The 22,160-nt window shown below is 70.4% G+C and carries 20 protein-coding genes; 13 read left to right on the top strand and 7 right to left on the bottom strand.

Features of this window, described 5'->3' with window-relative positions; translation table 11 throughout:
* Nucleotides 1-105 precede the first annotated feature (105 nt).
* From D0D37_RS36350 to D0D37_RS36360, 3 genes are read left to right on the top strand one after another with little or no spacing between them, the layout of a single operon-like run.
* Nucleotides 106-2,973, top strand: a complete 2,868-nt coding sequence (locus D0D37_RS36350; protein ID WP_116205114.1) for an alpha/beta fold hydrolase — start codon at nt 106-108, stop codon at nt 2,971-2,973.
* Nucleotides 2,970-3,908 carry an ABC transporter permease gene (locus tag D0D37_RS36355; RefSeq protein WP_116205115.1) on the top strand — a complete coding sequence of 313 codons (939 nt, stop codon included), beginning with the start codon at nt 2,970-2,972 and terminating at the stop codon, nt 3,906-3,908. Before D0D37_RS36350 ends, D0D37_RS36355 begins: the two co-directional genes overlap by 4 nt.
* A gap of 26 nt (nt 3,909-3,934) precedes the next feature.
* A complete protein-coding gene (locus tag D0D37_RS36360; protein WP_425266997.1) occupies nt 3,935-4,690 on the top strand; it encodes an enoyl-CoA hydratase/isomerase family protein in 756 nt (251 codons plus the stop codon).
* Nucleotides 4,691-4,872: 182 nt separating this feature from the next.
* Here the strand turns inward: D0D37_RS36360 and D0D37_RS36365 are convergent, their stop codons facing one another.
* From D0D37_RS36365 to D0D37_RS46945, 4 genes are all read right to left on the bottom strand, one after another.
* Nucleotides 4,873-5,274, bottom strand: a complete 402-nt coding sequence (locus D0D37_RS36365; protein WP_116205117.1) for a type II toxin-antitoxin system VapC family toxin — start codon at nt 5,272-5,274, stop codon at nt 4,873-4,875.
* On the bottom strand, nt 5,271-5,543 hold the full coding sequence (locus D0D37_RS36370) for a type II toxin-antitoxin system VapB family antitoxin (protein ID WP_116205137.1): 273 nt from the start codon (nt 5,541-5,543) through the stop codon (nt 5,271-5,273). The genes D0D37_RS36365 and D0D37_RS36370 overlap by 4 nt, the downstream gene beginning before the upstream one ends.
* A gap of 28 nt (nt 5,544-5,571) precedes the next feature.
* Nucleotides 5,572-7,731, bottom strand: coding sequence for an excinuclease ABC subunit UvrB (gene uvrB / locus D0D37_RS36375; protein WP_162834640.1), 2,160 nt, complete (start codon nt 7,729-7,731; stop codon nt 5,572-5,574).
* A gap of 189 nt (nt 7,732-7,920) precedes the next feature.
* Nucleotides 7,921-9,309, bottom strand: coding sequence for a DUF5685 family protein (locus tag D0D37_RS46945; protein WP_162834641.1), 1,389 nt, complete (start codon nt 9,307-9,309; stop codon nt 7,921-7,923).
* Nucleotides 9,310-9,422: 113 nt separating this feature from the next.
* Between D0D37_RS46945 and D0D37_RS36390 the strand changes: the two genes are divergently transcribed.
* The 8 genes from D0D37_RS36390 to D0D37_RS36425 all read left to right on the top strand — a co-directional run bounded on the left by D0D37_RS36390 (nt 9,423) and on the right by D0D37_RS36425 (nt 17,586).
* On the top strand, nt 9,423-9,941 hold the full coding sequence (locus D0D37_RS36390; protein WP_116205121.1) for a ribonuclease FAU-1 family protein: 519 nt from the start codon (nt 9,423-9,425) through the stop codon (nt 9,939-9,941).
* Between the two features lie 80 nt (nt 9,942-10,021).
* Nucleotides 10,022-10,777 carry a class I SAM-dependent methyltransferase gene (locus D0D37_RS36395; RefSeq protein WP_116205122.1) on the top strand — a complete coding sequence of 252 codons (756 nt, stop codon included), beginning with the start codon at nt 10,022-10,024 and terminating at the stop codon, nt 10,775-10,777.
* Nucleotides 10,778-10,847: 70 nt separating this feature from the next.
* Complete coding sequence (locus D0D37_RS36400) at nt 10,848-11,753, top strand: ABC transporter ATP-binding protein (RefSeq protein WP_116205123.1); 906 nt, start codon at nt 10,848-10,850, stop codon at nt 11,751-11,753.
* A 13-nt stretch (nt 11,754-11,766) separates the two neighbouring features.
* The gene (locus D0D37_RS36405; protein ID WP_116205124.1) at nt 11,767-12,504 is read left to right on the top strand and encodes an ABC transporter permease; all 738 of its coding nucleotides are present in this window, start codon (nt 11,767-11,769) and stop codon (nt 12,502-12,504) included.
* Nucleotides 12,505-12,510: 6 nt separating this feature from the next.
* Nucleotides 12,511-14,025: a glycosyltransferase family 39 protein gene (locus D0D37_RS36410; RefSeq protein WP_116205125.1), complete on the top strand. Its 1,515-nt coding sequence runs from the start codon at nt 12,511-12,513 to the stop codon at nt 14,023-14,025.
* Between the two features lie 95 nt (nt 14,026-14,120).
* Nucleotides 14,121-15,638 (top strand): ArnT family glycosyltransferase, encoded by a 1,518-nt coding sequence (locus tag D0D37_RS36415; RefSeq protein WP_425266998.1) that lies wholly within the window; start codon nt 14,121-14,123, stop codon nt 15,636-15,638.
* The gene (locus tag D0D37_RS36420; RefSeq protein WP_244223800.1) at nt 15,635-16,963 is read left to right on the top strand and encodes a sensor histidine kinase; all 1,329 of its coding nucleotides are present in this window, start codon (nt 15,635-15,637) and stop codon (nt 16,961-16,963) included. Before D0D37_RS36415 ends, D0D37_RS36420 begins: the two co-directional genes overlap by 4 nt.
* Nucleotides 16,960-17,586, top strand: a complete 627-nt coding sequence (locus tag D0D37_RS36425) for a response regulator (RefSeq protein ID WP_116205127.1) — start codon at nt 16,960-16,962, stop codon at nt 17,584-17,586. The genes D0D37_RS36420 and D0D37_RS36425 overlap by 4 nt, the downstream gene beginning before the upstream one ends.
* A gap of 135 nt (nt 17,587-17,721) precedes the next feature.
* Here the strand turns inward: D0D37_RS36425 and thrS are convergent, their stop codons facing one another.
* Nucleotides 17,722-18,930 (bottom strand): threonine--tRNA ligase, encoded by a 1,209-nt coding sequence (gene thrS / locus D0D37_RS36430; RefSeq protein ID WP_116205128.1) that lies wholly within the window; start codon nt 18,928-18,930, stop codon nt 17,722-17,724.
* Between the two features lie 175 nt (nt 18,931-19,105).
* Complete coding sequence (coaE, locus tag D0D37_RS36435) at nt 19,106-20,290, bottom strand: dephospho-CoA kinase (RefSeq protein ID WP_116205129.1); 1,185 nt, start codon at nt 20,288-20,290, stop codon at nt 19,106-19,108.
* A 203-nt stretch (nt 20,291-20,493) separates the two neighbouring features.
* On the opposite strand from coaE, the gene D0D37_RS36440 reads away from it, so the two are divergent.
* Entirely contained in the window at nt 20,494-20,715 is a 222-nt protein-coding gene (locus D0D37_RS36440) for a hypothetical protein (protein ID WP_116205130.1), read from the top strand.
* An 87-nt stretch (nt 20,716-20,802) separates the two neighbouring features.
* Here D0D37_RS36440 and D0D37_RS36445 read toward each other — a convergent pair whose 3' ends face one another.
* Nucleotides 20,803-21,243: an OsmC family protein gene (locus tag D0D37_RS36445; RefSeq protein WP_116205131.1), complete on the bottom strand. Its 441-nt coding sequence runs from the start codon at nt 21,241-21,243 to the stop codon at nt 20,803-20,805.
* A gap of 159 nt (nt 21,244-21,402) precedes the next feature.
* Between D0D37_RS36445 and D0D37_RS36450 the strand changes: the two genes are divergently transcribed.
* The gene (locus tag D0D37_RS36450; RefSeq protein ID WP_116205132.1) at nt 21,403-22,035 is read left to right on the top strand and encodes a TetR/AcrR family transcriptional regulator; all 633 of its coding nucleotides are present in this window, start codon (nt 21,403-21,405) and stop codon (nt 22,033-22,035) included.
* The last annotated feature ends 125 nt before the right edge of the window (nt 22,036-22,160 follow it).

Below are 22,160 nucleotides of genomic sequence, written 5' to 3' on the forward strand. Positions count from 1 at the left end.
ACTAACTCCCCCACAACCCCCGCCCTCCTCCAGCGAGTGAACCCATTGTCTAATCCGTGTGAGCCCGCATCCCCGTTCTCAGCAAAATCGTCATAACGTCACGTCGTGCCCCGAATCCCGCTCCCTCGCACCCGCGCTGCCCGGCTCACCGCCGCAGCCGCGGTGGTGCTGGTCGCCGCGGCCGCGGCGACTGTCTGGGCGACCCGCGACCGCGGTCCCGCTCCGGTCCGGACCCAGGACGCGTTCGTCGCGATGCCCGCCGCACCCGGTTCCCCCGATCAGGTCCGGATCGACACCACGACCTACTACCCCGAACACACGCCCGCGCCCGCCGTATTGCTCGCGCACGGCTTCGGCGGCGACAAGTCCAGTGTGGACCCGCAGGCGCGCGAACTGGCCCAGCGCGGGTTCGTCGTGCTCACCTGGTCCGCACGCGGATTCGGGCACAGCACCGGCAAGATCGGGCTGAACGACCCGGACGGCGAGGTCGCCGACGCGCGCAAGCTGGTCGACCGGCTGACGGCGAGTCCCGAGGTGGCGACCGGAGCCGACGGCCAGCGAGAGATCGGTGTGACCGGTGCGTCGTACGGCGGTTCGCTGTCGTTGCTGCTCGCCGGGACCGATCATCGGGTGCGCGCGCTCGCGCCGGTGATCACCTACAACGACCTCGGCCAGGCGCTCGTGCCGAACGCCGCGGCGGCTACCGCTCCGTCGGCGAAGACTCCGGCGGCCGGCGCGTTCTCCCCGGACGGCGTCTTCAAGAAGACCTGGGCGGGCATCTTCTTCTCCGCCGGTTCGGGCGCGGCCGCGGCCAGCACGCCGTCCACCGAAGCGCCGGAAGCGGGACAACCCACCAACGACACTGGCGGCACCGCCGGGAACAGCGGCGGCACCGCACCGCAAGCCGCTGCACCACCGGCTGGGTCAAAGACGGAGCGGCCGTCTACGGATCCGTGCGGGCGGTTCACCGCGCCGGTCTGCCAGGCGTACACGGAACTGGCGACGACCGGCAAGGCCAGCCCGGCGACCGTCGCGCTGCTGCACCGCATCTCCCCCTCCTCGGTCACCGGCAAGATCACCGCGCCGACGCTGCTCGTCCAAGGCGAGAGCGACACGCTGTTCGGGCTCGACCAATCCGACGCCACCGCGCGGCAGATCACCGAGGCGGGCGGATCGGTGCGCACGATTTGGTACACCGGCGGGCACGACGGCGGCATCCCCGGACCGCAGCTGCGCGCGAAGATCGGCGACTTCCTGTGGTCTTCGCTCACCGGGCAGGGCGACCCGGGCCACGGCTTCAGCTACGACGTCCAAGGCACGTTGCGCGCCAACGGAACCCCGTCGGTGCGGACGGTCAACGCCGCCGCGTACCCCGGGCTTGGCAGCGACGGGACCGAGCGGAAGCAGGTGGCGCTCAGCGGTCCGGCGCAGCCGATCGTCCGGCCCGCCGGTGCGAATCCGGCCGCGGTGAGCGGGATTCCCGGGCTCAACGGGCTCGCGTCCGGCACCTCGCGACTGGCTCCGTTGTTCAGCAGCGACCCGCCGGGACAGGCCGCGCAGTTCGGCACCGCGCCGTTCGACAGCCAGGTGCTGCTGTCCGGTTCGAGCACGGTGCGGCTGCAAGTCGCGACCGATCCGGCGCATCCGCAGCCGGAAGCGGTGCTGTTCGCGAAGCTGTACGACGTCGGGCAGGACGGCACCCGCGTGCTGCCCGCGAACGCGGTCGCGCCGTTCCGGGTCACCGGGCTTCCTGCGGACGGCACGCCGGTCGACGTGACGGTGACGCTGCCGGGTGTCGTGCGGCCGATCGACTCCGGGCATTCCCTGCGACTCGTCGTCGGCACGACTGATCAGGCGTACTCGGTGCCGACGCAGCCGGGCGTGTTCCGGGTCGGGCTCGCATCGGGCGCGGCGCTCGCCGTTCCGGTGGTGCCGGGCGCTTCGGTCGGCGCTCCCCTGCCGGTCGGGCAGCTGATCGGCATCGGCGTGACGTTGCTGATCGCGATCGCGGTCGTTGTGGTCGCGGTGATCCGGCGGCGGCGAGCACACGACGTCGATCCGGAACTCGCGGACACTCCGCTGGTGATCAAGGGGCTGAAAAAGCAGTACGCGGGCGGGTTCACCGCGGTGGCGGACCTGTCGTTCCGCGTCGAACCGGGCCAGGTGCTCGGCCTGCTCGGCCCGAACGGCGCGGGCAAGACGACCACGCTGCGGATGCTGATGGGCCTGATCACGCCGACCGCGGGCGAGATCCGCGTGTTCGGCCACCGGATCGCGCCGGGCGCGCCGGTGCTGTCGCGGATCGGGTCGTTCGTCGAGGGCTCCGGATTCCTGCCGCATCTGTCCGGCAAGGCGAACCTGGAGCTGTACTGGGCGGCGACCGGGCGTCCGGTCGAGAAGGCGCATTTCACCGAAGCGCTGGAGATCGCCGGACTCGGCGACGCGGTGCACCGGCGGGTGAAGACCTACAGCCAGGGCATGCGGCAGCGGCTCGCGATCGCGCAGGCGATGCTCGGCCTGCCCGAGCTGATGGTGCTCGACGAACCGACCAACGGGCTCGACCCGCCGCAGATCCACCAGATGCGAGAGGTCCTGCAGCGCTACGCCGCCACCGGGCGCACCGTCGTCGTCTCGAGCCACCTGCTGGCCGAGGTCGAGCAGACGTGTTCGCACGTGGTGGTCATGCACCGCGGGAGGCTCGTGGCCTCGGGCGAGGTCGGCGAGCTGGCGGCCTCGAGCGGCGAGGCCACGTTCCGGGTCGGCGACTCGGCGGCGGCCGCGGCGGCGCTCAAGAGCGTCGGCGGGGTGACGGACATCGAGACCGAGGGCGATCTGGTGCACGCGAATCTCGACGGGCTGCCGCGCGCCGACGCGGTCGCGGCGCTCGTGCGCGCCGGGGTCGCGGTGGAGCAGGCCGGGCCGCGCCGCCGGCTCGAAGACGCGTTCCTGCAGCTGGTGGGAGAGGATTCATGAGCGAGCGCAACGGTTCCGGCGGGGTGCACACCGACCCGGCCGCACTGCAGGAACTGAGCGATCTGGCCACCGCGGAACCGGCCGAGGTCGGCCCGGACGGCGCCGTCGCGGGCTACCGCGCCGACCGGACGCTGCGGCTGAGCGTCGAGCTCAAACGGCAGCTGCGCCGCCGGCGGACCCAGCTGGTGCTGGCGTTCGTCGCGGTGCTGCCGTTCATCCTCGTGGTGGCGTTCCAGATCGGGCAGTCCAGTCCCAACCGCCGCTCCGGTGGGTTCGTGGACCTCGCGACGGCGAGCGCGCCGAACTTCGTGGTGCTCGCGTTCTTCGTGTCCGGCACGTTCCTGCTGCCGATGATCGTCGCGTTGTTCTTCGGCGACACGATCGCGAGCGAATCGTCGTGGTCGAGCCTGAAGTACCTGCTGGCGATCCCCGTGCCGCGGCACCGGCTGCTGCGGCAGAAGGCCATGGTGTCCGGGCTGCTGTCGATCGCCGCGCTCGTGTTGCTGCCGGTGGTTTCGCTGCTGGTCGGCATCATCTTCTACGGCGCGGGCGACGCGATCAGCCCCACCGGCGACGCGGTCAGCTTCGGCGACAGCCTGCTGGCGCTGCTGATGTCCACTGTGTACATCGTGGTGCAGCTGGCCTGGGTCGCTGGGCTCGCGCTGCTGCTGAGCGTGTCGACGGAGGCGCCGCTGGGCGCGGTCGGCGGGACGGTGCTGGTGGCGATCCTGTCGCAGATCCTCGACCAGATCACCGCGCTGGAGGGACTGCGGAACTATCTGCCGACGCACTATTCGTTCGCCTGGATCGACTTGATCTCCACCGACATCGACTGGACGAACCTGGCCAGCGGCGTGCTGTCGTCGGTCATCTACACGACGGTCTTCCTGTTGCTGGCAGGCCGCCGGTTCGCGCGGAAGGACGTCACCAGCTGAGGCGGATGTCCGGTACGGTTCGGCGCGTGACGATCCACCTGGAACTCGACGCCGGCGTCGCACTCGTGACCCTCGAACACGGGCGTGGCAACACCCTCGACACCGCCACCTGCAAAGAGCTGGTGATCAGACTCGAAGAGGCGGACGCGGCCGGAGCACGCGCGGTCGTGCTCACCGGGTCCGGCGACATGTTCTCCGCCGGCGTGGACTTGCTGGCGATCGACGAGGGCGGCTCGCGCTACGTCGGCGACTTCCTGCCCGCGCTGTCGGACGCGTTCCTGGCCGTCTTCGGCTTCCCGCGCCCGGTGGTGGCGGCGGTGAACGGCCACGCCATCGCGGGCGGCATGGTCCTGGCGGCGGCGTGCGACCACCGGATCGCCGCGGACGGGCCCGGCCGCATCGGCGTGACGGAGCTGTTGGTGGGCGTGCCGTTCCCGTTGTCGGCGCTGGAGATCCTGCGCTGCGCCTACGGGACGACGCCGCTGCCATCCCTGATCTACAGCGGCGCGACGGTCACCATGGCCGACGCGGTCCATCGCGACCTGGTCGACGAGGTCGTCTCCCCGGAGGACGTGCTCACCCGGGCTCGCGAGCTGGCTGCCCGGCTCGGCGAACTGCCCGCGGAGGCGTTCGCGCACACGAAGGCGCAGCTGCGGCAGCCGTACCACCAGCGGATCGCGGAGAACCGCGTGTCCGACGACGCGCAGGTGGAACGGCTGTGGCGGTCGGAACCGGCACTGGCGGCGGTGAAGGCGTACGTGGAGAAAGTGCTGAAGCACTGACCTTCCGGTGGGCCCTTGCCCGGGAAGTCTCGGAACTGGAGACTTTCTTGCCTCAGCTCTGCCCTCGCACCCATTGCTTCGGGCGCATGTTTCTGTGAAAGTCGATACGAGGGTCCGGGAACCGGGGGTGCCTCAGTTCGGAGCGCACCCCCGGGCCGGGGTTCCCGTTCAGCTGATCGCGGTCAGTTCTCCTCCAGCTTGACCAACTCGAGGTCGGTTTGCGGGAAGTCGTCGCCGATGCAGAGCAGCGGCTCTCTGGCGACCATCGCGGCCGCGTAGGTGAGGCAGTCGCCGAAATTCAGCGCGGCAGAATGCCTGCCTTTGCCGTACCGCAGGAACGCGGTCTGCGCGGTCCGCCAGTGCGCTTCGCCGAAGGTGAAGACGTCGAACCGCCGCCGCTGCAGGAACGAAGCCAGCAGCGTGGTGCCTCGCTCGCCTTCCTTGTTCGCCAGCACGATCGAGGTCTCCACCAGGGTCGGCGCGCCGATCCGGCATTCCTCCGCGCCGCCGATCGCCCGGGCGATCGGCACCGCCAGCGGCTCTTGCATGAGCAGCGCCACGATCGCGGAACTGTCGATGATCACACGCCACCCGGCCCGTATCCGAGGATTTCCTCGCGCTCGGCTTTGCTGATCGCCTTGCCCCGGTTCTCCGGGGAGACCTGCGGCCAGATCTCTTCCTGAAGGAACCGCACGAACTCGTCCGCGTTGTGCTCCGCGCGCCGTTGCGCGACCAGCCGGTCCCGCATGATCCGCAGCGAATCGCGGACCGCGCCGGTTTTGGTGGTGCCGGTCAGCTCGGCCACTTCCGCGGCCAGTCGCTCCGTTTCCGGATCTTTGATGTTCATCGCCATGGTGTAATGGTACCGCACCATGGTGTAACTACTTGATTCCGGCCGCGTCCATCCCCCGCAGTTCCTTCTTCAGGTCGGAGACCTCGTCGCGCAGCCGGGCGGCCAGTTCGAACTGCAGGTCGCGGGCGGCCTGCATCATCTGGTCGGTCATCTGCTGGATCAGGTCGGCCAGTTCGGCGCGCGGCATCGACGAGACGTTCTTGTCGGTGAGCATGCCCGAGCTGCGGACGCGGTCGCCCTGTTCCGGCTTCTTGCCGCGCGAGGTGTTGCGGCCCGAGCCGCCGACCGCGACCGCCTCGTCCGAGTCTTCCGCCTCGTTGTAGACGCGGTCGAGGATGTCGGCGATCTTCTTGCGCAGCGGCTGCGGGTCGAGGCCGCGCTCCTCGTTGTAGGCGACCTGCTTGGCGCGGCGGCGGTCGGTCTCGTCGATCGCGTACCGCATCGAATCGGTGATCTTGTCCGCGTACATGTGGACCTCGCCGGACACGTTTCGCGCCGCGCGGCCGATCGTCTGGATCAGCGAGGTGCCGCTGCGCAGGAAGCCTTCCTTGTCCGCGTCGAGGATCGCGACCAGCGACACCTCGGGCAGGTCGAGGCCCTCGCGCAGCAGGTTGATGCCGACCAGGACGTCGTAGTCGCCCGCGCGCAGCTGGCGCAGCAGCTCGACCCGGCGCAGGGTGTCGACCTCCGAATGCAGGTACCGGACCCGGATGCCCAGCTCCAGCAGGTAGTCCGTGAGGTCCTCGGACATCTTCTTGGTGAGCGTGGTGACCAGGACGCGCTCGTCCTTGTCCGCGCGTTCCCGGATCTCGTGCACCAGGTCGTCGATCTGCCCCTCGGTGGGCTTCACGACCACCTTCGGGTCGACCAGGCCGGTCGGCCGGATGACCTGCTCGACGAACTCGCCGCCGGTCCGGCCCATCTCGTACGGGCCGGGCGTCGCCGACAGGTACACCGTCTGCCCGATCCGGTCGGAGAACTCCTCCCAGGTCAGCGGTCGGTTGTCGACCGCGCTCGGCAGCCGGAACCCGTAGTCGACGAGGTTGCGCTTGCGGCTCATGTCGCCCTCGTACATGCCGCCGATCTGCGGCACCGTCTGGTGCGATTCGTCGATGACCAGCAGGAAGTCTTCCGGGAAGTAGTCGATGAGCGTAGCGGGAGCGGTGCCCGCGCCGCGGCCGTCGATGTGCCGCGAGTAGTTCTCGATGCCGGAGCAGAAGCCGACCTGGCGCATCATCTCGATGTCGTAGGCCGTGCGCATCCGCAGCCGCTGGGCCTCCAGCAGCTTGCCCTGCTTCTCCAGCTCGGCCAGCCGCTGCTCCAACTCGGCCTCGATGCCGCGGATCGCCTTCTCCATCCGCTCCGGCCCGGCGACGTAGTGCGTGGCCGGGAAGATCCGGACCTCCTCGACCTCGCGCACGATGTCGCCGGTGAGCGGGTGCAGGTAGTACAGCTTGTCGATCTCGTCGCCGAAGAACTCGACGCGGATCGCCAGCTCCTCGTACGCCGGGATGATCTCCACCGTGTCGCCGCGGACGCGGAAGGTGCCGCGCGCGAAGGCGATGTCGTTGCGCGAGTACTGCACGTCGACCAGCGCGCGCAGCAGGACGTCGCGCTCCACCGTGGCGCCGACCTCCAGCTTCGTGGACCGGTCGAGGTACGACTGCGGCGTGCCCAGGCCGTAGATGCAGGACACGGACGCGACCACGATGACGTCGCGCCGCGAGAGCAGGTTCATCGTGGCGGAGTGGCGCAGCCGCTCGACGTCGTCGTTGATCGACGAGTCCTTCTCGATGTAGGTGTCCGTCTGCGCGATGTACGCCTCGGGCTGGTAGTAGTCGTAGTAGCTGACGAAGTATTCGACCGCGTTGTGCGGGAACAGCTCGCGCAGCTCGTTGGCCAGCTGCGCGGCCAGCGTCTTGTTCGGGGCCATCACCAGCGTGGGCCGCTGGACGCGCTCGATCAGCCACGCGGTGGTGGCCGATTTGCCGGTGCCGGTGGCGCCCAGCAGCACGACGTCCTTCTCCCCGCCGCGGATCCGGCGTTCGAGATCGTCGATGGCCGCCGGCTGGTCGCCGGCGGGCTGGTACTCGCTGACGACCTCGAACCGGCCGCCGGCACGAGGCACCTCGGAGACCGGGCGGAAGTCGGACTGGGCGAGGACGGGGTGTTCGGTTGCGAAAGCCACGAGAACCAGGGTAGGCCGGGGCACCGACAATTTCCGCGACGGCCGGTGTGAGCTGGGGATCTCGCACCCTTGCTCGCTTCCCGAGCAGCCGTGAGGGGAACCCTCACGGAATCAAAGTCCCTCAGGGTTCCCCTCACGGACTTCCGGCGTGGGTGCACGCGCGAGGGCGGCTGGGCTGAGCGGTCTTCGTCAGCAGTCGCAGCAGTCGCATCCGTCGCAGCAGTTGCAGCAATCACAGCAGTCACAGTCGCAGCCGTTGGTGTGCGGTTTGCCGCTCCACGGGCCCGGGTACGGGTCGCGGCAGCAGAACTGGCAGGAGCAGCACATGTACGTCGCGATCGCGCAGCCGGAGAAGAAGTTCCGGCGTTTCGGCGGAACCGCGAACTTCGGCGCCCAGCAGCCGCCGCCCTTGCCGTCCAGCGAGCCCCCGTCCTCCGGCGGTTCGGGACCGTCCGGCCCGCCTGGCCCACCTGGGCCGCCGGGACCGCCTGGCCCGGGAGGGCCCGCAGGGCCGCCGGGACCGGGCATTCCGGCAGGTCCGTACCCAGGCACCGGAGCGCCGTAACCCGGCGGCTGCCCATACCCGGGCATCCCCGGATGCTGCCCATATCCCGGCCCGGGCCCAGGCGCACCGACCCCCGGCCCGTAAGGCGACTGCTGCGGCACCGGCCCCGGCCCGATCCACCCCGGCGGCGGCTGCTGGCCGTGCACCCCATGACCGTGCAGGTGGTGATGCCCGAACGCCCGCCGCACCGCCTGCCTCAGCTCGTGCACCAGCAGCGCGTGCACCAGCGCCGAATCAGCGAACTCCGCCTCGCGCAGGGCCAGCTCGACCCCGAGCACCGCGTCCGTGCACAACCGGTGTGTCTCGTCCAGCGCGGTTCCCGTGGCCAGCAAGGGATTCCACGAACCGGACGCGGCATCCGCGGCCAGGTCCTCGACCGCGTCGAGCAGGTGCGCGACCCGGCCGAACAGCCGGCCGGCCTCGGCGAGCGGGGCGCGGTTGCCGGGGCGTCCGGCCAGCACCGCGGTCTGCGCGAACGCCGCGGACGACGCCAGTTCGGCCGGTTCGGTCGCCAGCAGCGGCGAGTCTCCCGCCCGAACGGCGCGTTCCAGCTCCCCCTGCCGACCGACCGCTTCGGTCAGCACGGCGGTGTCGAAACCGATGCCAGCACCCGTCCGACCGCCCTGCGCGGCCCAGCGTCGCGCGACGAGCCGCGCCGCTCCAGCGACCGGACGCCGGGCGAAAGCGCCGTCTCGATCCGCGACGTGGTCGTCGACCTTCGCGGAAGCCAGTACCAGCGAAACCGCCGCAGCGAGCCGGGCACCGTCTCCGACCGCGACGGACGCCGGGCGCATCGACCGCAGCGGGCACGGTCCCGCGGCTCGCCGGGGTCCGCTCGGTGTCTGTGCTTCGACCAGCGCCGACACGATCAGCGCGTCGTAGTTCGTCACCACCCGCGCGAGCTGTCCGTGCTGGTCGCGCAGGGCGAGGCAGAGGCCGCACAGGTGCGCCATCCAGTCCGCGTGGAGCCGCCCGGCCAGCCGATGCCGGCAGGGTCTGATGATCCCGAACAAATGCTTGTCCCCCCAGAGAACCGAATGACCCGCGAACTTTAACTCCTCGGCCAGGCCCCTAACCGGCGTTCCGGCGATTCTCGCGAAGGCCGCGGGCAAGGCAGGATGGGCGGATGACCGATCTGCACCCCCCGAAGGTCGAGACGTTCGACCCGGCCGCCCGCGTGAACATCGACAACAAGGGCATCCGCCGCGACGTGGAGGAGTTCCGCGAGGAGCCGTTCGGCCTGTACCTGGCGCGGCCGGCGCCGGGCCGGGCGCAGTTCCACTACCTCGAATCCTGGCTGCTTCCGGAACTCGGCCTGCGGGTCACCGACTTCTGGTTCACCCCCGGCCACGAACGCGACCAGGACTTCTACCTCGACGTGGTCCGCGTGCACCGCGACGGCCCGCGCTGGGTCGCCACCGACCTCTACCTCGACCTCGTGCTCAGGGACAAGATCTCGGTCCGGGTGATCGACACCGACGAACTGCTCGCCGCCGTCTCCGGAAACCTGCTCTCCCCGGAGGAAGGCGAGTACGCGCTCGAAGTCGCCTACGCTGCCATTGAGGGCCTTGCCGCACACGGCTACGACCTCGCCGCCTGGCTGTCCACAAAGGACATGACACTCGGCTGGCGCAGGCATCCCTAACCGGGAACGGGGGAATCCCCCACCCCGCCCGGCGGTCAGCCGGATTACCCGAAACGGCTCCCCCGGCCACGATCAGCGGCATGGAACGAACCGCAAACCAGGTGACGCTCGACCTCGTGTGCTCGCTCTATCGCGAGCACACGGAAGCGTTGCGCGCCGCGAAGGACGCCCAGCGAGCGCACCGACGCGCGCATCCGACGATGAAGACGCAGCTGGACGACGTCGAGGCGGAGATCACCTACCTGCTCCTGCGCCATCTGCGCCCGGAGAAAGTCGTGGAGATCGGTTCGCTGCACGGCTGGTCCACGAGCTGGCTTCTCCGCGCGCTCGCGGACAACGGCGCCGGCAAGCTGACCACGATCGACCTCATCGGGAACGCCACCAAAACCGTCCCGCACGCGCTGGCCAAGGGCCGCTGGGAATTCTGCCAGGGCGACGCGCGCACCCTCACCGCCGACTGGATGTCCGATGTGGACTATCTGTTCATCGATGCCGACCACGGCGCGCGCTTCGCGAGGTGGTATCTCGCCGACGTCTTCCCGAAGATCGACGCCGCGGTGAGCGTGCACGACGTGTTCCACCGCGGCACCCCGCTGCCGTTCACCGAAGGCGCCGAAGTGGTGCGCTGGCTGGAAAAAACGCGGACTCCGTACTTCACCCCGGCCCGCGCCCGCGCGAAACACGCGTACGCTCGCCTCAACGAACTCAGGCGCGAACTCGGCGTCGACAGCGCCGTCCACACCGGCCGCGACAACCCGATGATCTACTTCCGCATCCACCGATCGGTGGATGCGCGGCTGACAGCCGGTGGACCGGAAGTCGCGCCGTTCCGTTGATCCGATCGGCCGCTCCAGCCGGAATTCTCGAACACAGCAACCGCTGCGATTCGAGAGGGGACGGCGGACAATGCCGGTCATCGAGGTGCGAAACCTCCGCAAACGCTACCGCGGGAAAACGGCGGTGGAAGACGTTTCGTTCACCGTGGAGCAGGGCGAGATCTTCGGGATTCTCGGCCCCAACGGCGCGGGCAAGACCACCACGGTCGAATGCGTCGAGGGGCTGCGCTCCCCCGACGGCGGCACCGTTTCGGTGCTGGGGCTCGACCCGCGGCGCGACGTCCGCGAACTGCGCCAGCGCCTCGGCGTCCAGTTGCAGGAAAGCCGGCTGCCCGACCGGTTGCGCGTCGCCGAGGTGCTCGACCTGTTCGCCGCGATGTACCGCACTCCGGCCGATCCGGAGCGGCTGATGGACCTGCTCGGGCTCACCGAGCAGCGGAACACCTTCTACCGCAAGCTTTCCGGCGGCCAGCAGCAGCGTGTGTCGATCGCGCTCGCGCTGGTCGGCACTCCCGAGGCGGTGGTGCTCGACGAACTGACGACCGGTCTCGACCCGCAGGCCCGGCGCGACACCTGGGACCTCGTCGAAGCCGTCCGCGCCGAGGGCGTGACGGTCGTGCTCGTCACGCACTTCATGGAGGAAGCGGAACGGCTGTGCGACCGGATCGCGGTGATCGACGCCGGGCGCGTCGTCGCGACCGACACCCCGGCGGGGCTGGTCGGACGGGTCGGCGGGGAGCAGCGCATCCGGTTCCGCCCGTCCGCGCCGGTCGATCCGCGAGAACTCGCCGGGCTGCCGGACGTGCTGAAGGCCGAGCGGAACGGCGCGCATCTCGTGGTGACCGGCGGCGCCGGCGCGCTGCAAGCGGTGACGTCATTCCTCGCCCGCGCCGACGTGGTGGCGGGCGAACTGCGGGTGGAGCAGGCCAGCCTCGACGACGCCTTCGTCGCGCTGACCGGCCGGAAACTGGACTGAGGGGGAACCGGAAGTGTTGTCGAAACTGACCGTCGCCGAGGCGAAGATCTTCCTCCGCGATCCGGGCGCGCCCGCCGTGGTGCTCGGGATCCCGCTGGCGCTGGTGCTGGTGTTCGGGCTGATGCCGGGGTCGCGCGAGCCGAGCGCCGAGCACGGCGGCCAGTCGGCGCTGGCCACGTTGATCGCGCCGATGGCGGTGGCGATCCTGCTCGGGATCCTCGCGGTGTACATGCTGCCCGGCGCGATGGCCGCGCACCGGGAGAAGGGGGTGCTGAAGCGGATGGCGGCGAGCCCGATGGCGCCGTCGCGGCTGCTGGCCGCGCAACTGCTGGTGAACCTCGCCATCGCCGTGGTCGCGATCGTGCTCGTCGTGGGGGTGGGCACGATCGCGCTCGGCATGGCGCTGCCGAAGAACCCGGGCGGGTTCTTCGCGGTCGCGCTGCTGGGCGCGGTGTCGCTGTTTTCCGTCGGCACGCTGCTCGCCGCGTTCGTGCCGAGCACCCGCGCGGCGAACGGGCTGGGCGCGGCCGTGTTCTTCCCGATGCTCGCGCTCGGCGGCGTCTGGGTGCCGAAGGAACAGCTGCCGCCGGTGCTGCAGCACATCGCCGACGTCCTGCCGCTCGGCGCGACGCTCGGCAGCCTGCGCGAGACCGCCGCCGGACACGCGCCGCAGTGGCTGCCTCTCGTGGCGCTCGCGGTGGTCGCCATTGTGTGCTCGACGCTCGCCGCCCGATTCTTCCGGTGGGAGTGAAACGCGATGACTTCGACACAGGAAGAAACCACGACGGCCCGCACAGTCGCACCGTTCGCCCGGATGCCCGTGTTCGGCATCGCCGCGCTGCTCGCGGTGCCGCTGGTGCTCACCGCGAACAACTACGGCTACTTCGGCGACGAGTTGTACTTCCTCGCCGCCGGACGGCATCTGGCCTGGGGCTATGTGGACCAGCCGCCGCTGCTGCCGCTGCTCGCACGGGCGATGGACACGATCGCGCCCGATTCGCTGTTCGTCCTGCGGCTTCCCGCGATGCTGGCGATGCTCGCCGGAGTCGTGTTCGCCGCGCTCATCGCCCGCGAACTCGGCGGCCGGACCCGCGCGCAGGTCATCACCGCCGCGACCTGGGCCGCCTGCACAAATTTCGTGGCCGGCGGCCACTACCTGGCGACCTCGACGCTGGACCCGTTCCTCTGGACGGTCCTGATCTGGCTCGTGGTCCGCTGGATCCGCACCCGGCGCGACGGCCTGCTGCTGTGGGCCGGAGTCGTCACCGCGCTCGCGTTGTACGTGAAGTTCCTGATCGGCGGGTTCTGGATCGTCGCCGGGATCGCGCTGCTGATCTGCGGTCCGCGCGAACTGCTGCGCCGCCCGATGCTGTGGGCGGGCGCCGCGATCGCCGCGCTGGCGCTAGTCCCGACGCTCGTGTGGCAGGCCCAGCACGGCTGGCCGCAGCTCAGCATGGGCGCGGCGATCTCGAACGAGGTCGGCCAGTCCTGGGGCGGGCGGCTGACCTGGGCGCCGCAGGTGCTGCTGCTCGCGGGCGTCCCGGTCGGGCTCGTGCTGCTCGGCTACGGCCTGTGGCGACTGCTCCGGTCGCCGCGGCTGCGTTCCTACCGGTTCCTCGCCTGGACCACCCTCGGGCTCGCCGTGGTGTTCATCGCGGTCAACGGCCGGTCGTACTACATCGCGGGCATGTTCGCGCCGTGCTGGGCGGCCGCGGCGGTGGAACTGGAGAGCGGGCAGGCGTCGCGATGGTGGCGCTGGATTCCGACCTGGCCGGTCTACGTGCTTTCCGCGCTGCTGATGCTGCCCGCCGCGCTGCCGGTGTGGCCGCATTCCTGGGTCGAGAAGAACCCGTCGCTGCCGACACCCGCCTTCTCGTTCGGCGAAGTCGGCTGGCCGGAGGCGTCGCGGTCGGTCGCCGCCGCGTTCCACCGCCTGCCCGACCCGGCACATACCGCGATCGTCGGCGAGACGTACTGGACGGCGAGCGCACTCGACCGCTACGGCCCGGACCTCCGCCTGCCCGAGCCGACCAGCCCGAACCGCGGGTACGCGACGCTGGCCGTGCCGCCCGATTCGGCACGCAACGTCCTGTTCGTCGGAGCCGACCCGCGACCGCTGCTCGGGCGTTTCGCCCGTCTCGAGCCGGTCGGCGCGGTGACGACCGGGGACGCGAAGCCGAGTGTGCTCGACGGCACGCCGATGTGGCTCGCCACCGCGAGGCTGCGGCCGTGGCCGGAAATCTGGCCCGAGCTGGCGAACACCGGCGCTTGACCGGCGACACCCGCAGTAGGACGGCGTCCGGCCTCGCCCGTAGGGTGCGGGCGAGGCCAGCCCCCGATCCGCCGACAGGGAGCAGGATGGATGCCGTGACCACGGCCACCGCACCGAGCACGCCTGACCGCGCGTTCGCCGAGTTCGCTCGGCGGCCGGTCTTCCTGCTCGCCGCGGGGACCGCCGCCGTACTCCTCGCCACCGCCGGCCGCTACGGCTACTTCGGCGACGAGCTGTACTTCCTCGCCGCGGGCAAACACCTCGCGTGGGGATACGCGGACCAGCCGCCGGTGCTGCCGTTCCTCGCCTGGCTGGCGAACTCGATCGAGCCGGGCTCGCTCGTCGTGTTCCGGATCCCGGCGATACTGGCGACCGCGGCGGGGGTGGTGTTCACCGCGCTGATCGCCCGGGAAATGGGCGGCCAACGCAAGGCACAGACGCGGGCCGCCGCGGCGTACGCGATCTGCGGGCAGTTCGTCGGCAGCGGCCACTACCTCGCGACGTCCACTGTGGACCCTCTGCTGTGGACGATCGTGCTGTGGCTGCTGGTGCGCTGGATCCGCACCCGCGACGACAACCTGCTGCTGTGGCTCGGCGTCGCGACGGCGGTCGGGCTCAACGTGAAGTTCCTGATCGGCGGATTCTGGGCGGTCACCGCGATCACCGCTCTCGTCTTCGGACCGCGAGACCTGTTGCGCCGTCCCAAACTGTGGGCTGGCGCGGCGATCGCCGCCGTCGCGTGCGTACCGACGTTGCTCTGGCAGGCCTCGAACGGCTGGCCGCAGCTCGGCATGGGCGACGCGGTGTCGCGCGAGGTCGAGGAGGCGGGCGGCCGGGCGATGTTCGTGCCCGGGCTGCTCGCCGGAGCCGGTCTGGTCATCGGCGCGCTGGGCGTGCTGTACGGACTTGCGGTGCTGCTCGGCAGCGCTCGGCTGCGCACGTACCGTTTCCTCGGCTGGACCGCGCTCGGCGTCTTCGCGCTCTTCCTGATCGGCAACGGCCGGTTCTATTACGCCGCAGGCACTTTCGGCCTGTTGTGGGCGGCTGCCGCGGTGCATCTGCAGGACCGGCGGCCCGCGTTGTGGTGGCGCTGGGTGCCGACGTGGCCGATGTTCGTGCTGTCCGCGCTCTACAGCCTTCCCTACGCGCTCCCGGTGTGGCCGGAGCAGTGGCTGGTCGAACATCCGACCGCGCCGCGCCCGGCGTACGCGATGGAGGAGTACGGCTGGCCCGATCTGGCCGCGTCCGTCGCCACGCAGTACCGAGCGCTGCCGCCGGAGGAACGGACGCACACGACGCTCGTCACCGGCGGGTACTGGCAAGCCGGCGCGCTCAGCCGGTACGGGCCTGACCAGGGCTTGCCCGAGGCGTACAGCGCCAGCCGCGGATTCTGGTACTTCGGCCGGCCGAGCGACAACGCGGACACCGTGCTGTTCGTCGGCCGCGAACCGGCGAAGCTCGCGGCGCATTTCCGGTCCGCGCGGATCGTCGGCGAGGTCGACAACCGGCTGGGCGTCCCGAATGCCAGCAGGCACATGCCGATCTGGCTGCTCGACGGCCGGATCGGCAGCTGGGCCCAGATCTGGCCGCAGCTCAAGGACCTCAAGGCGTGAGATTCGAGGACGTCCGGGACGTCGAACTCGACTGGCGCGGTTCGCTGATGCCGCCCGCCGTGCCGCAGGCGGGCGATCGGCCCGTGCGGTGGCATCGGTGGTTCGCCCGGGTGGAGGCGGTGCTCGCGTGGGTTCTCCTGGTCGTCCCGACGCTGCTGAGCGCGCTGAACGACCAGACGAACGGACACCGGATCACCACCGTGCTGATCTCCGCCGGGGCCGCGGTGTGGCTGGCGCTCACCACCTTCGTTCTCAGCCCTAAGCTGCGCGAGCACCCGGTCGCCTCCGCCGCGGCGTTCGCGGGGGTCGTCGCGTTCGGCTCGGTCCTCCAGTCGCGCGACGCGTACTTCATCATCTTCATGGTCTACGGGTTCTTCGCGGCGATGCGGATGAAGCCGATGCCGGTCGCGGTGCTCGGCGTCGGCGTCACGTCTCTGCTGATCAACACCATGACGCTCGGCGGGCCGATCCACGCGCTGTCGGTCTCGCCGGGCATCTGGGGCACGATCGTGATCGTGCAGACCGCGGCGATCGGCGGCGGCGGCGCGCTTTTCGCCGCGGTGGGCAGGCAAAATCAAGAACGCAAGCGGATGCTCGACCAGCTGACGGCGGCCGAGGCGGAGAACCGCGGGCTGCAGCGGCAACTGCTCGCGCAGGCACGCGAGGCAGGCGTGCTCGACGAGCGGCAGCGGCTGAGCCAGGAAATCCACGACACGCTCGCGCAGGGGTTCACCGGGATCATCACCCAGCTCGAAGCCGCCGCGCAGGCCCGCGACGCCACGGCGGAATGGGAACGCCACCTCGCCTCGGCGACCCAGCTGGCGCGGGAAAACCTCACCGCGGCCCGGCGTTCGGTCGACGCCCTGCGCCCGGAACCGCTCGACGCCGCGACGCTGCCCGAGGCACTCGCCGAGGTCGCGCGGCTGTGGAGCGAACGCACCGGCGTGCCCGCGGAGTTCTCGACCACCGGGACCGCTGTCCCGCTGCATCCCGAGCTGGAGGCCACCCTGCTCCGGATCACCCAGGAAGCACTGTCCAATGTGGCCAGGCACGCGCAGGCGGGACGGGCCGGGATCACCCTGTCGTACATGGGCGACGAGGTGACGCTGGACGCACGCGACGACGGCGTCGGCTTCGACCCGGCGCGGCCGCCCGCCCCGCCGTCGCCCGAAGGCGGCCACGGCCTGCCCGGCATGCGGCGGCGCGCGGAACGGCTCGCCGGAACCCTGCACGTCGAGTCCGAGCCGGGCGGCGGCACCGCGATCTCGGCGCGCCTGCCCGCGATCCCGGCTGCGACACTGGATCCGACCGAGGGGGCCCCATGACCATCACCCTGCTCATCGCCGACGACCACCCGATCGTCCGGGACGGGCTGCGCGGCATCTTCACCGGCGAACGCGGCTTCGAGGTGCTGGGCGAGGCCGCGCACGGAGCCGAGGCAGTCACGCTCGCCGAGGCCCTTCGCCCGGACGTCGTGCTGATGGACCTGCGCATGCCCGGCACCGACGGCGTCGCCGCGATCACCGAACTCGCCCGCCTCGGCAACCCGGCGCGCGTGCTCGTGCTGACCACGTACGACACGGATTCCGACGTGCTCCCGGCGATCGAGGCGGGCGCGACCGGCTATCTGCTGAAGGATTCGCCGCGCGAGGAACTGTTCCGAGCCGTCCGCGCCGCCGCCCGCGGCGAGGCGGTCCTCTCCCCCGCGGTCGCGAGCCGGATCATGGGCCAGATGCGCGCACCGGCCCAGGAACCGTTGTCACAGCGCGAAATCGAGGTGCTGAACCTCGTCGCGCGAGGGTCGACGAACAAGGAAGCGGCGAAGAAGCTGTTCATCAGCGAGGCGACGGTGAAGACGCACCTGCTGCACGCGTACGCGAAACTCGGCGTCAAAGACCGCGCGGCCGCGGTGGCGGTGGCTTTCGAACGCGGTTTGCTGGGTTCGTAACCTCCCGCTCAGCGAGCGCCCCAATGGGTTTTTTCAGTAGCGTGTGGGGGTTCCTGGCTGATCGGTGGCCCTGGTGCGCGGTGCCGAGGTCCGTGAGGGGAACCCTGAGGGACTCAGAGTCCCTCAGGGTTCCCCTCACGGACCTTCGCAGGAACCGCGCGATGCCACCTTGGCGACCACGGCGGCGACGAATTCTTTTGCGGGCAGCGGATCCAGGCGGTGACCGTCCCGGAGCCGAGGCGCGACCAGATCCGCGTCAGCCTCTCGCGCACCGATCACCGCCTGGTACGGCACCAGCCGCCGGTCGCGGATGCGAGCGCCCAGACTCCCCCGGTCCGCCGGGATGACCTCAACGCGCAGTCCTGCGTCCATCGCCTCCTCCGCCACCGATTGGGCCGCTGGGAGTTCCGCGTCGCCAACCGGAAGCACAGCCACCTGCACCGGAGCCAGCCACGGCGGAAAAGCGCCTCCGTGTTCCTCGATCAGCTGTGCCAGCACGCGTTCCAGGCTGCCGAGCACCGCGCGGTGCACCAGGACCGGCCGATGCGCGCGGCCGTCCGGGCCGACGTACTCGAGCCCGAACTGCTCCGGCTGGTGAAGGTCGATCTGCACGGTCGACAGGGTCGACTCGCGGCCGGAACTGTCGGCGATCTGGACGTCGATCTTCGGGCCGTAGAAGGCGGCTTCACCCGGACCGCGCTCGTATTCGATGCCGTCGAGCGCTTCGACGAGCACCTCCGCCGCACTCTCCCAGGCGTCGGCCGCACCGGCGTACTTGCCGCGGTTGTCCGGCAAGGAAAGGCGGTAGCGAGCGGGTTTCAGGCCAAGGTCGTGGTACACGCGGCGGATCAGCGCGAGCGCGCTCCGCACCTCCGCGCCGACCTGCTCGGGAAGACAGAAGATGTGCGCGTCGTTGAGCTGGATCGCCCGCACCCGGCTGAGCCCGCCGAGGACGCCGGACAGTTCGGCGCGGTACATCCCGCCGAGTTCGGCCAGCCGCACCGGCAGTTCGCGGTGGCTGCGGGCGCGGGAACGGTAGATCAGCGCGTGGTGCGGGCACAGGCTCGGCCGCAGCACCATCTGTTCGCCACCAAGATCCATCGGCGGGAACATGTCGTCGCGATAGTGCGCCCAGTGGCCGGAAAGCTCGTACAGCTCGCGTTTCCCCAGCACCGGCGACGACACGTGCCGGTAGCCGGCTCGGCGTTCGACCTCGCGGACGTACTCCTCCAGCACGTGCCGCACGGCGGCGCCGTCGGGCAGCAGATACGGCAGTCCGGCCCCGATCAGCGGGTCGCTGCCGAACAGGCCTAGTTCCCGGCCGAGTTTGCGGTGGTCAGGCATGGCGGTCTCCTCACAAAGGCGAGGCGAGCGCACAGCAAAGCCCGGGGCGCTCGCCCCGGGCTCGATGGCAGTATTCAGCGCGCCGGGACGGGATCCGGCGTCGTCGTGGACTGGGCGCGCTTCATGCCGCGAACGGTAACCCCGCGCGAGGCGGGACCGCACCTGGTTTTCCGCGTCAGGGCTTCCAGCCGCTCTGCGCGGCCCACTTCTCCGCGCGCACGAACGCCGCGTTGACCCAGTCCTGCTTCTCCTCCGCGTACTGCTCGACTGTGCCGTCCGCGGAATGCTTGCGCGCCAGCGCTTCCTTCACCTCGGTGTAGCTGTCGCGCTCGTCCGGATGCGCCCGGATCCAGTCGCGGAACAGCAGCGCGAGTCGCCACGCCGGGGTTTCGGTGGACCGCACGTGCAGGTTCACCGGCCGCTTCGGGTCGGCGCTCTGGTGGAACCGTTTGAGCCACTTCCCGTCGCCGCTCTGCGGGTCGTCCCACCATTCGCCTTCGCGACGCGGGAAACCGGCGTCGGCGAGCGCTTCGGCGAGTGCGTCCGCATCGTCCAAAGAGGACACTGTGAGCTGGAGGTCGAGAATGTCCTTGGCCGGCAGCCCCGGCACCGCGGTGGACCCGATGTGGTCCGCGCGCACCAACCGCGAACCCGCGATCTGCCGCAGCCGCGCCAGCCGCCGCTCGGCCTGCAACGGCCAGCTCGAGTCGTACGGCGAGATCACCGGTGAGGCGGGCGGACGCGGTTTGCGCAGCCGGAGGTTCGCCTCGAACGGCACCAGCCGGTCCGCCCACAACGCGTCCACTTCGGCGAGCACGATGTCCTGCGTTCCGCCATTGTCGAGCCAGACGTCCGCGACCGCGCGCCGCTGTTCCTCCGCGGCCTGCGCGCGGATCCGCGCCCGGGCGTCGGCCTCGGGCATGCCGCGCACCTCGACCAGCCGGCGCACCCGTACTTCCACCGGCGCGTCGACCACCAGCACCAGGTGATACGCGGGTGCGAGGTCGTTCTCCACGAGCAGCGGCACGTCGTGCACCACGATCGCGTCGTCGGCGGCCTCGGCCATCAGCTCGCCGGTGCGCTGTCCGACCAGCGGATGCACGATCGCGTTCAGCCGCTTGCGCGATTCGTCGTCCGCGAACGCGCGCGCGGCGAGCGCGGGACGGTCGAGCGAGCCGTCCTCGGCGAGGATTTCCCGGCCGAACGCCTCGGTCAGCGCGGCCAGCCCGGGCGTGCCCGGCTCCACGACCTCGCGCGCGATGCGGTCCGAATCGATGACGACCGCCCCGTGCTCGGCCAGCCGGTCCGCCACCGTCGACTTCCCCGCACCGATCCCGCCCGTCAAGCCCACTCGCAGCATGGCCACACCTTAACGAGAGCCGCCGTCACCCGCTCAGGCGACATCAGACTCCCTGCACGTGCACCCGCACACCCTCTGCGTAAACGCAAGCACATTTTCGGGCGTAGCCGAACTGATGTGGGTGACACGCCGCGCGCTTCCGCTGTTTTCGCGGGTCGAGTGCGTACCGTGCCCGGCGGAAGGGTCGCCCACACGGAGGAACAATGGCGGAGAAGCACGTCGGGAAGCACCGGCTCGGCACCCCGGGCTTGGTGCACTGCGTCGCCTATCGCCAGGTCTCGGACGCACTCGCGGAATACCGGCGCACGTGGTTCAGTGCGCTGCTCGTGCCCGCGAAACACAGCCTGGCCGGCCTCCGCCGTCGCGCCCGCGAAGCCGCGCTCGAACGTGCCTGGGTGCCTTCGGTTTCGCTGGAACGCGCTTGACCCTCCGCGTCTGACGCTGCGGCAAGGTCCGTGAGGGGAACCTTCACGGACTCTGATTCCCTGAAGGTTCCCCTCACGGACCGCGGATCAGACAGCGTGGGTTTCGATGGCGATTTCGTGGCTCAGCGTGCGGTGCACCGGGCATTTGTCCGCGATCTCCAGCAGCCGCGCGCGCTGGGCGTCGTCGAGGTCGCCTTCCAGCGAGATCTCGCGCGTGATCCGGCTGATCAGCCCGACCTCGGTCTCGCAGCGTTCGCAGTCGCGCGCGTGGACGCGGTCGTGCCGGAGCCGGACAGTCGTGCGGGTCAGCGGGATTCCCTTGCGGTCGGCGTACATCCGCAGCGTCATCGAGGTGCAGGTGCCGAGCGCGGACAACAGGAGGTCATACGGTGTGGGGCCGGCGTCCGCGCCGCCCACGCTCGTCGGTTCGTCGGCGAGGAATTCGTGTCCCGCGGTCGTGACGCGCTGGGTGTAGCGGCCGCTCCCGGCATCGGTGACGACGACAGTGCCGGGTTCCGGCTGGGTCATGAGGGCGGATTCCTTCTGCTCGGCACGGCCCGCCCGGCGCGGGCGGTCGCTTGTGGACGGTCCCGGAACGACGTTCCCAAGAAGCCGTGAATATCGTATCTTCTGCTTGCGAGACGCGGACGCGCTTCCCGCGGAGCACGGGCACAAAGGGGGTGGGAGATGGCCACCCGGCATCTCTCGACACGACCGGCGGAGCAGCACAACCGCGGCCGGTTCCTCGACGCGGCCTTGACTGTCCTGACCGAGCGAGGCGTCGCCGGATTGACCGTGCGCGCGGTGGCGGAACAGGCCGGGGCGTCCACGATCACCGTGTACACGCGCTTCGGCGGCCGCACCGGGCTGCTGGACGCCTTGTACGAACGGGCTTTCGACCTGCTGGGCGAAGACCTGCGCGACGTTCCGCTGTCCGAGGGCGACGGGATCGCCGATCTGGTGGAGGTCGCACTCGCCTACCGCCGGTTCGCGCTGGAGAGCCCGGCTCGCTACGGCTTGATGTTCGAGCGTTCGGTGCACGACTACGACCCGGACCCGGCGTTGCGGTCGGGGGTGCTGCGCACGAGTTTCGCCGAGTTCGTCGCGAAAATCGAACGGATCTGCCCGCCGGGCGTCGTCCCGCAGGAATGCGGCTACCTGATCTGGACGGCGATGCACGGACTGGTGAGCGTCGAGCTGACGATCCGCTCGCAAAGCCCGCTCGACGACTGGTTCCTCGAACCGACCGAAACCGCGCACGAAACGATGTACCGCCGGGGTGTGCGCGCGACCATCGACGGCCTGGGCCTGCGCAACTGACCCGAGACCGGCACGAACAATCTCGGGGAAACAGTGCGGTGCCGGTACGCGGCCTTCGAACGTTCGCTCCGCGACTACGATCCGGCGTTGCGATCGGGAGTGCCGCGCACGAAACTTCGCCGAGT

It is taken from the genome of Amycolatopsis circi, assembly GCF_003385235.1.
Classification (GTDB): domain Bacteria; phylum Actinomycetota; class Actinomycetes; order Mycobacteriales; family Pseudonocardiaceae; genus Amycolatopsis; species Amycolatopsis circi.

Coding starts and splice junctions, on each gene's coding strand:
- D0D37_RS36355 (WP_116205115.1), top strand. CDS start 2,970: ATGAGCGAGCGCAACGGTTCCGGCGGGGTGCACACCGACCCGGCCGCA.
- D0D37_RS36370 (WP_116205137.1), bottom strand. CDS start 5,543: ATGGCGATGAACATCAAAGATCCGGAAACGGAGCGACTGGCCGCGGAA.
- D0D37_RS36390 (WP_116205121.1), top strand. CDS start 9,423: ATGACCGATCTGCACCCCCCGAAGGTCGAGACGTTCGACCCGGCCGCC.
- D0D37_RS36395 (WP_116205122.1), top strand. CDS start 10,022: ATGGAACGAACCGCAAACCAGGTGACGCTCGACCTCGTGTGCTCGCTC.
- D0D37_RS36400 (WP_116205123.1), top strand. CDS start 10,848: ATGCCGGTCATCGAGGTGCGAAACCTCCGCAAACGCTACCGCGGGAAA.
- D0D37_RS36410 (WP_116205125.1), top strand. CDS start 12,511: ATGACTTCGACACAGGAAGAAACCACGACGGCCCGCACAGTCGCACCG.
- D0D37_RS36425 (WP_116205127.1), top strand. CDS start 16,960: ATGACCATCACCCTGCTCATCGCCGACGACCACCCGATCGTCCGGGAC.
- thrS (WP_116205128.1), bottom strand. CDS start 18,930: ATGCCTGACCACCGCAAACTCGGCCGGGAACTAGGCCTGTTCGGCAGC.
- coaE (WP_116205129.1), bottom strand. CDS start 20,290: ATGCTGCGAGTGGGCTTGACGGGCGGGATCGGTGCGGGGAAGTCGACG.
- D0D37_RS36440 (WP_116205130.1), top strand. CDS start 20,494: ATGGCGGAGAAGCACGTCGGGAAGCACCGGCTCGGCACCCCGGGCTTG.
- D0D37_RS36445 (WP_116205131.1), bottom strand. CDS start 21,243: ATGACCCAGCCGGAACCCGGCACTGTCGTCGTCACCGATGCCGGGAGC.
- D0D37_RS36450 (WP_116205132.1), top strand. CDS start 21,403: ATGGCCACCCGGCATCTCTCGACACGACCGGCGGAGCAGCACAACCGC.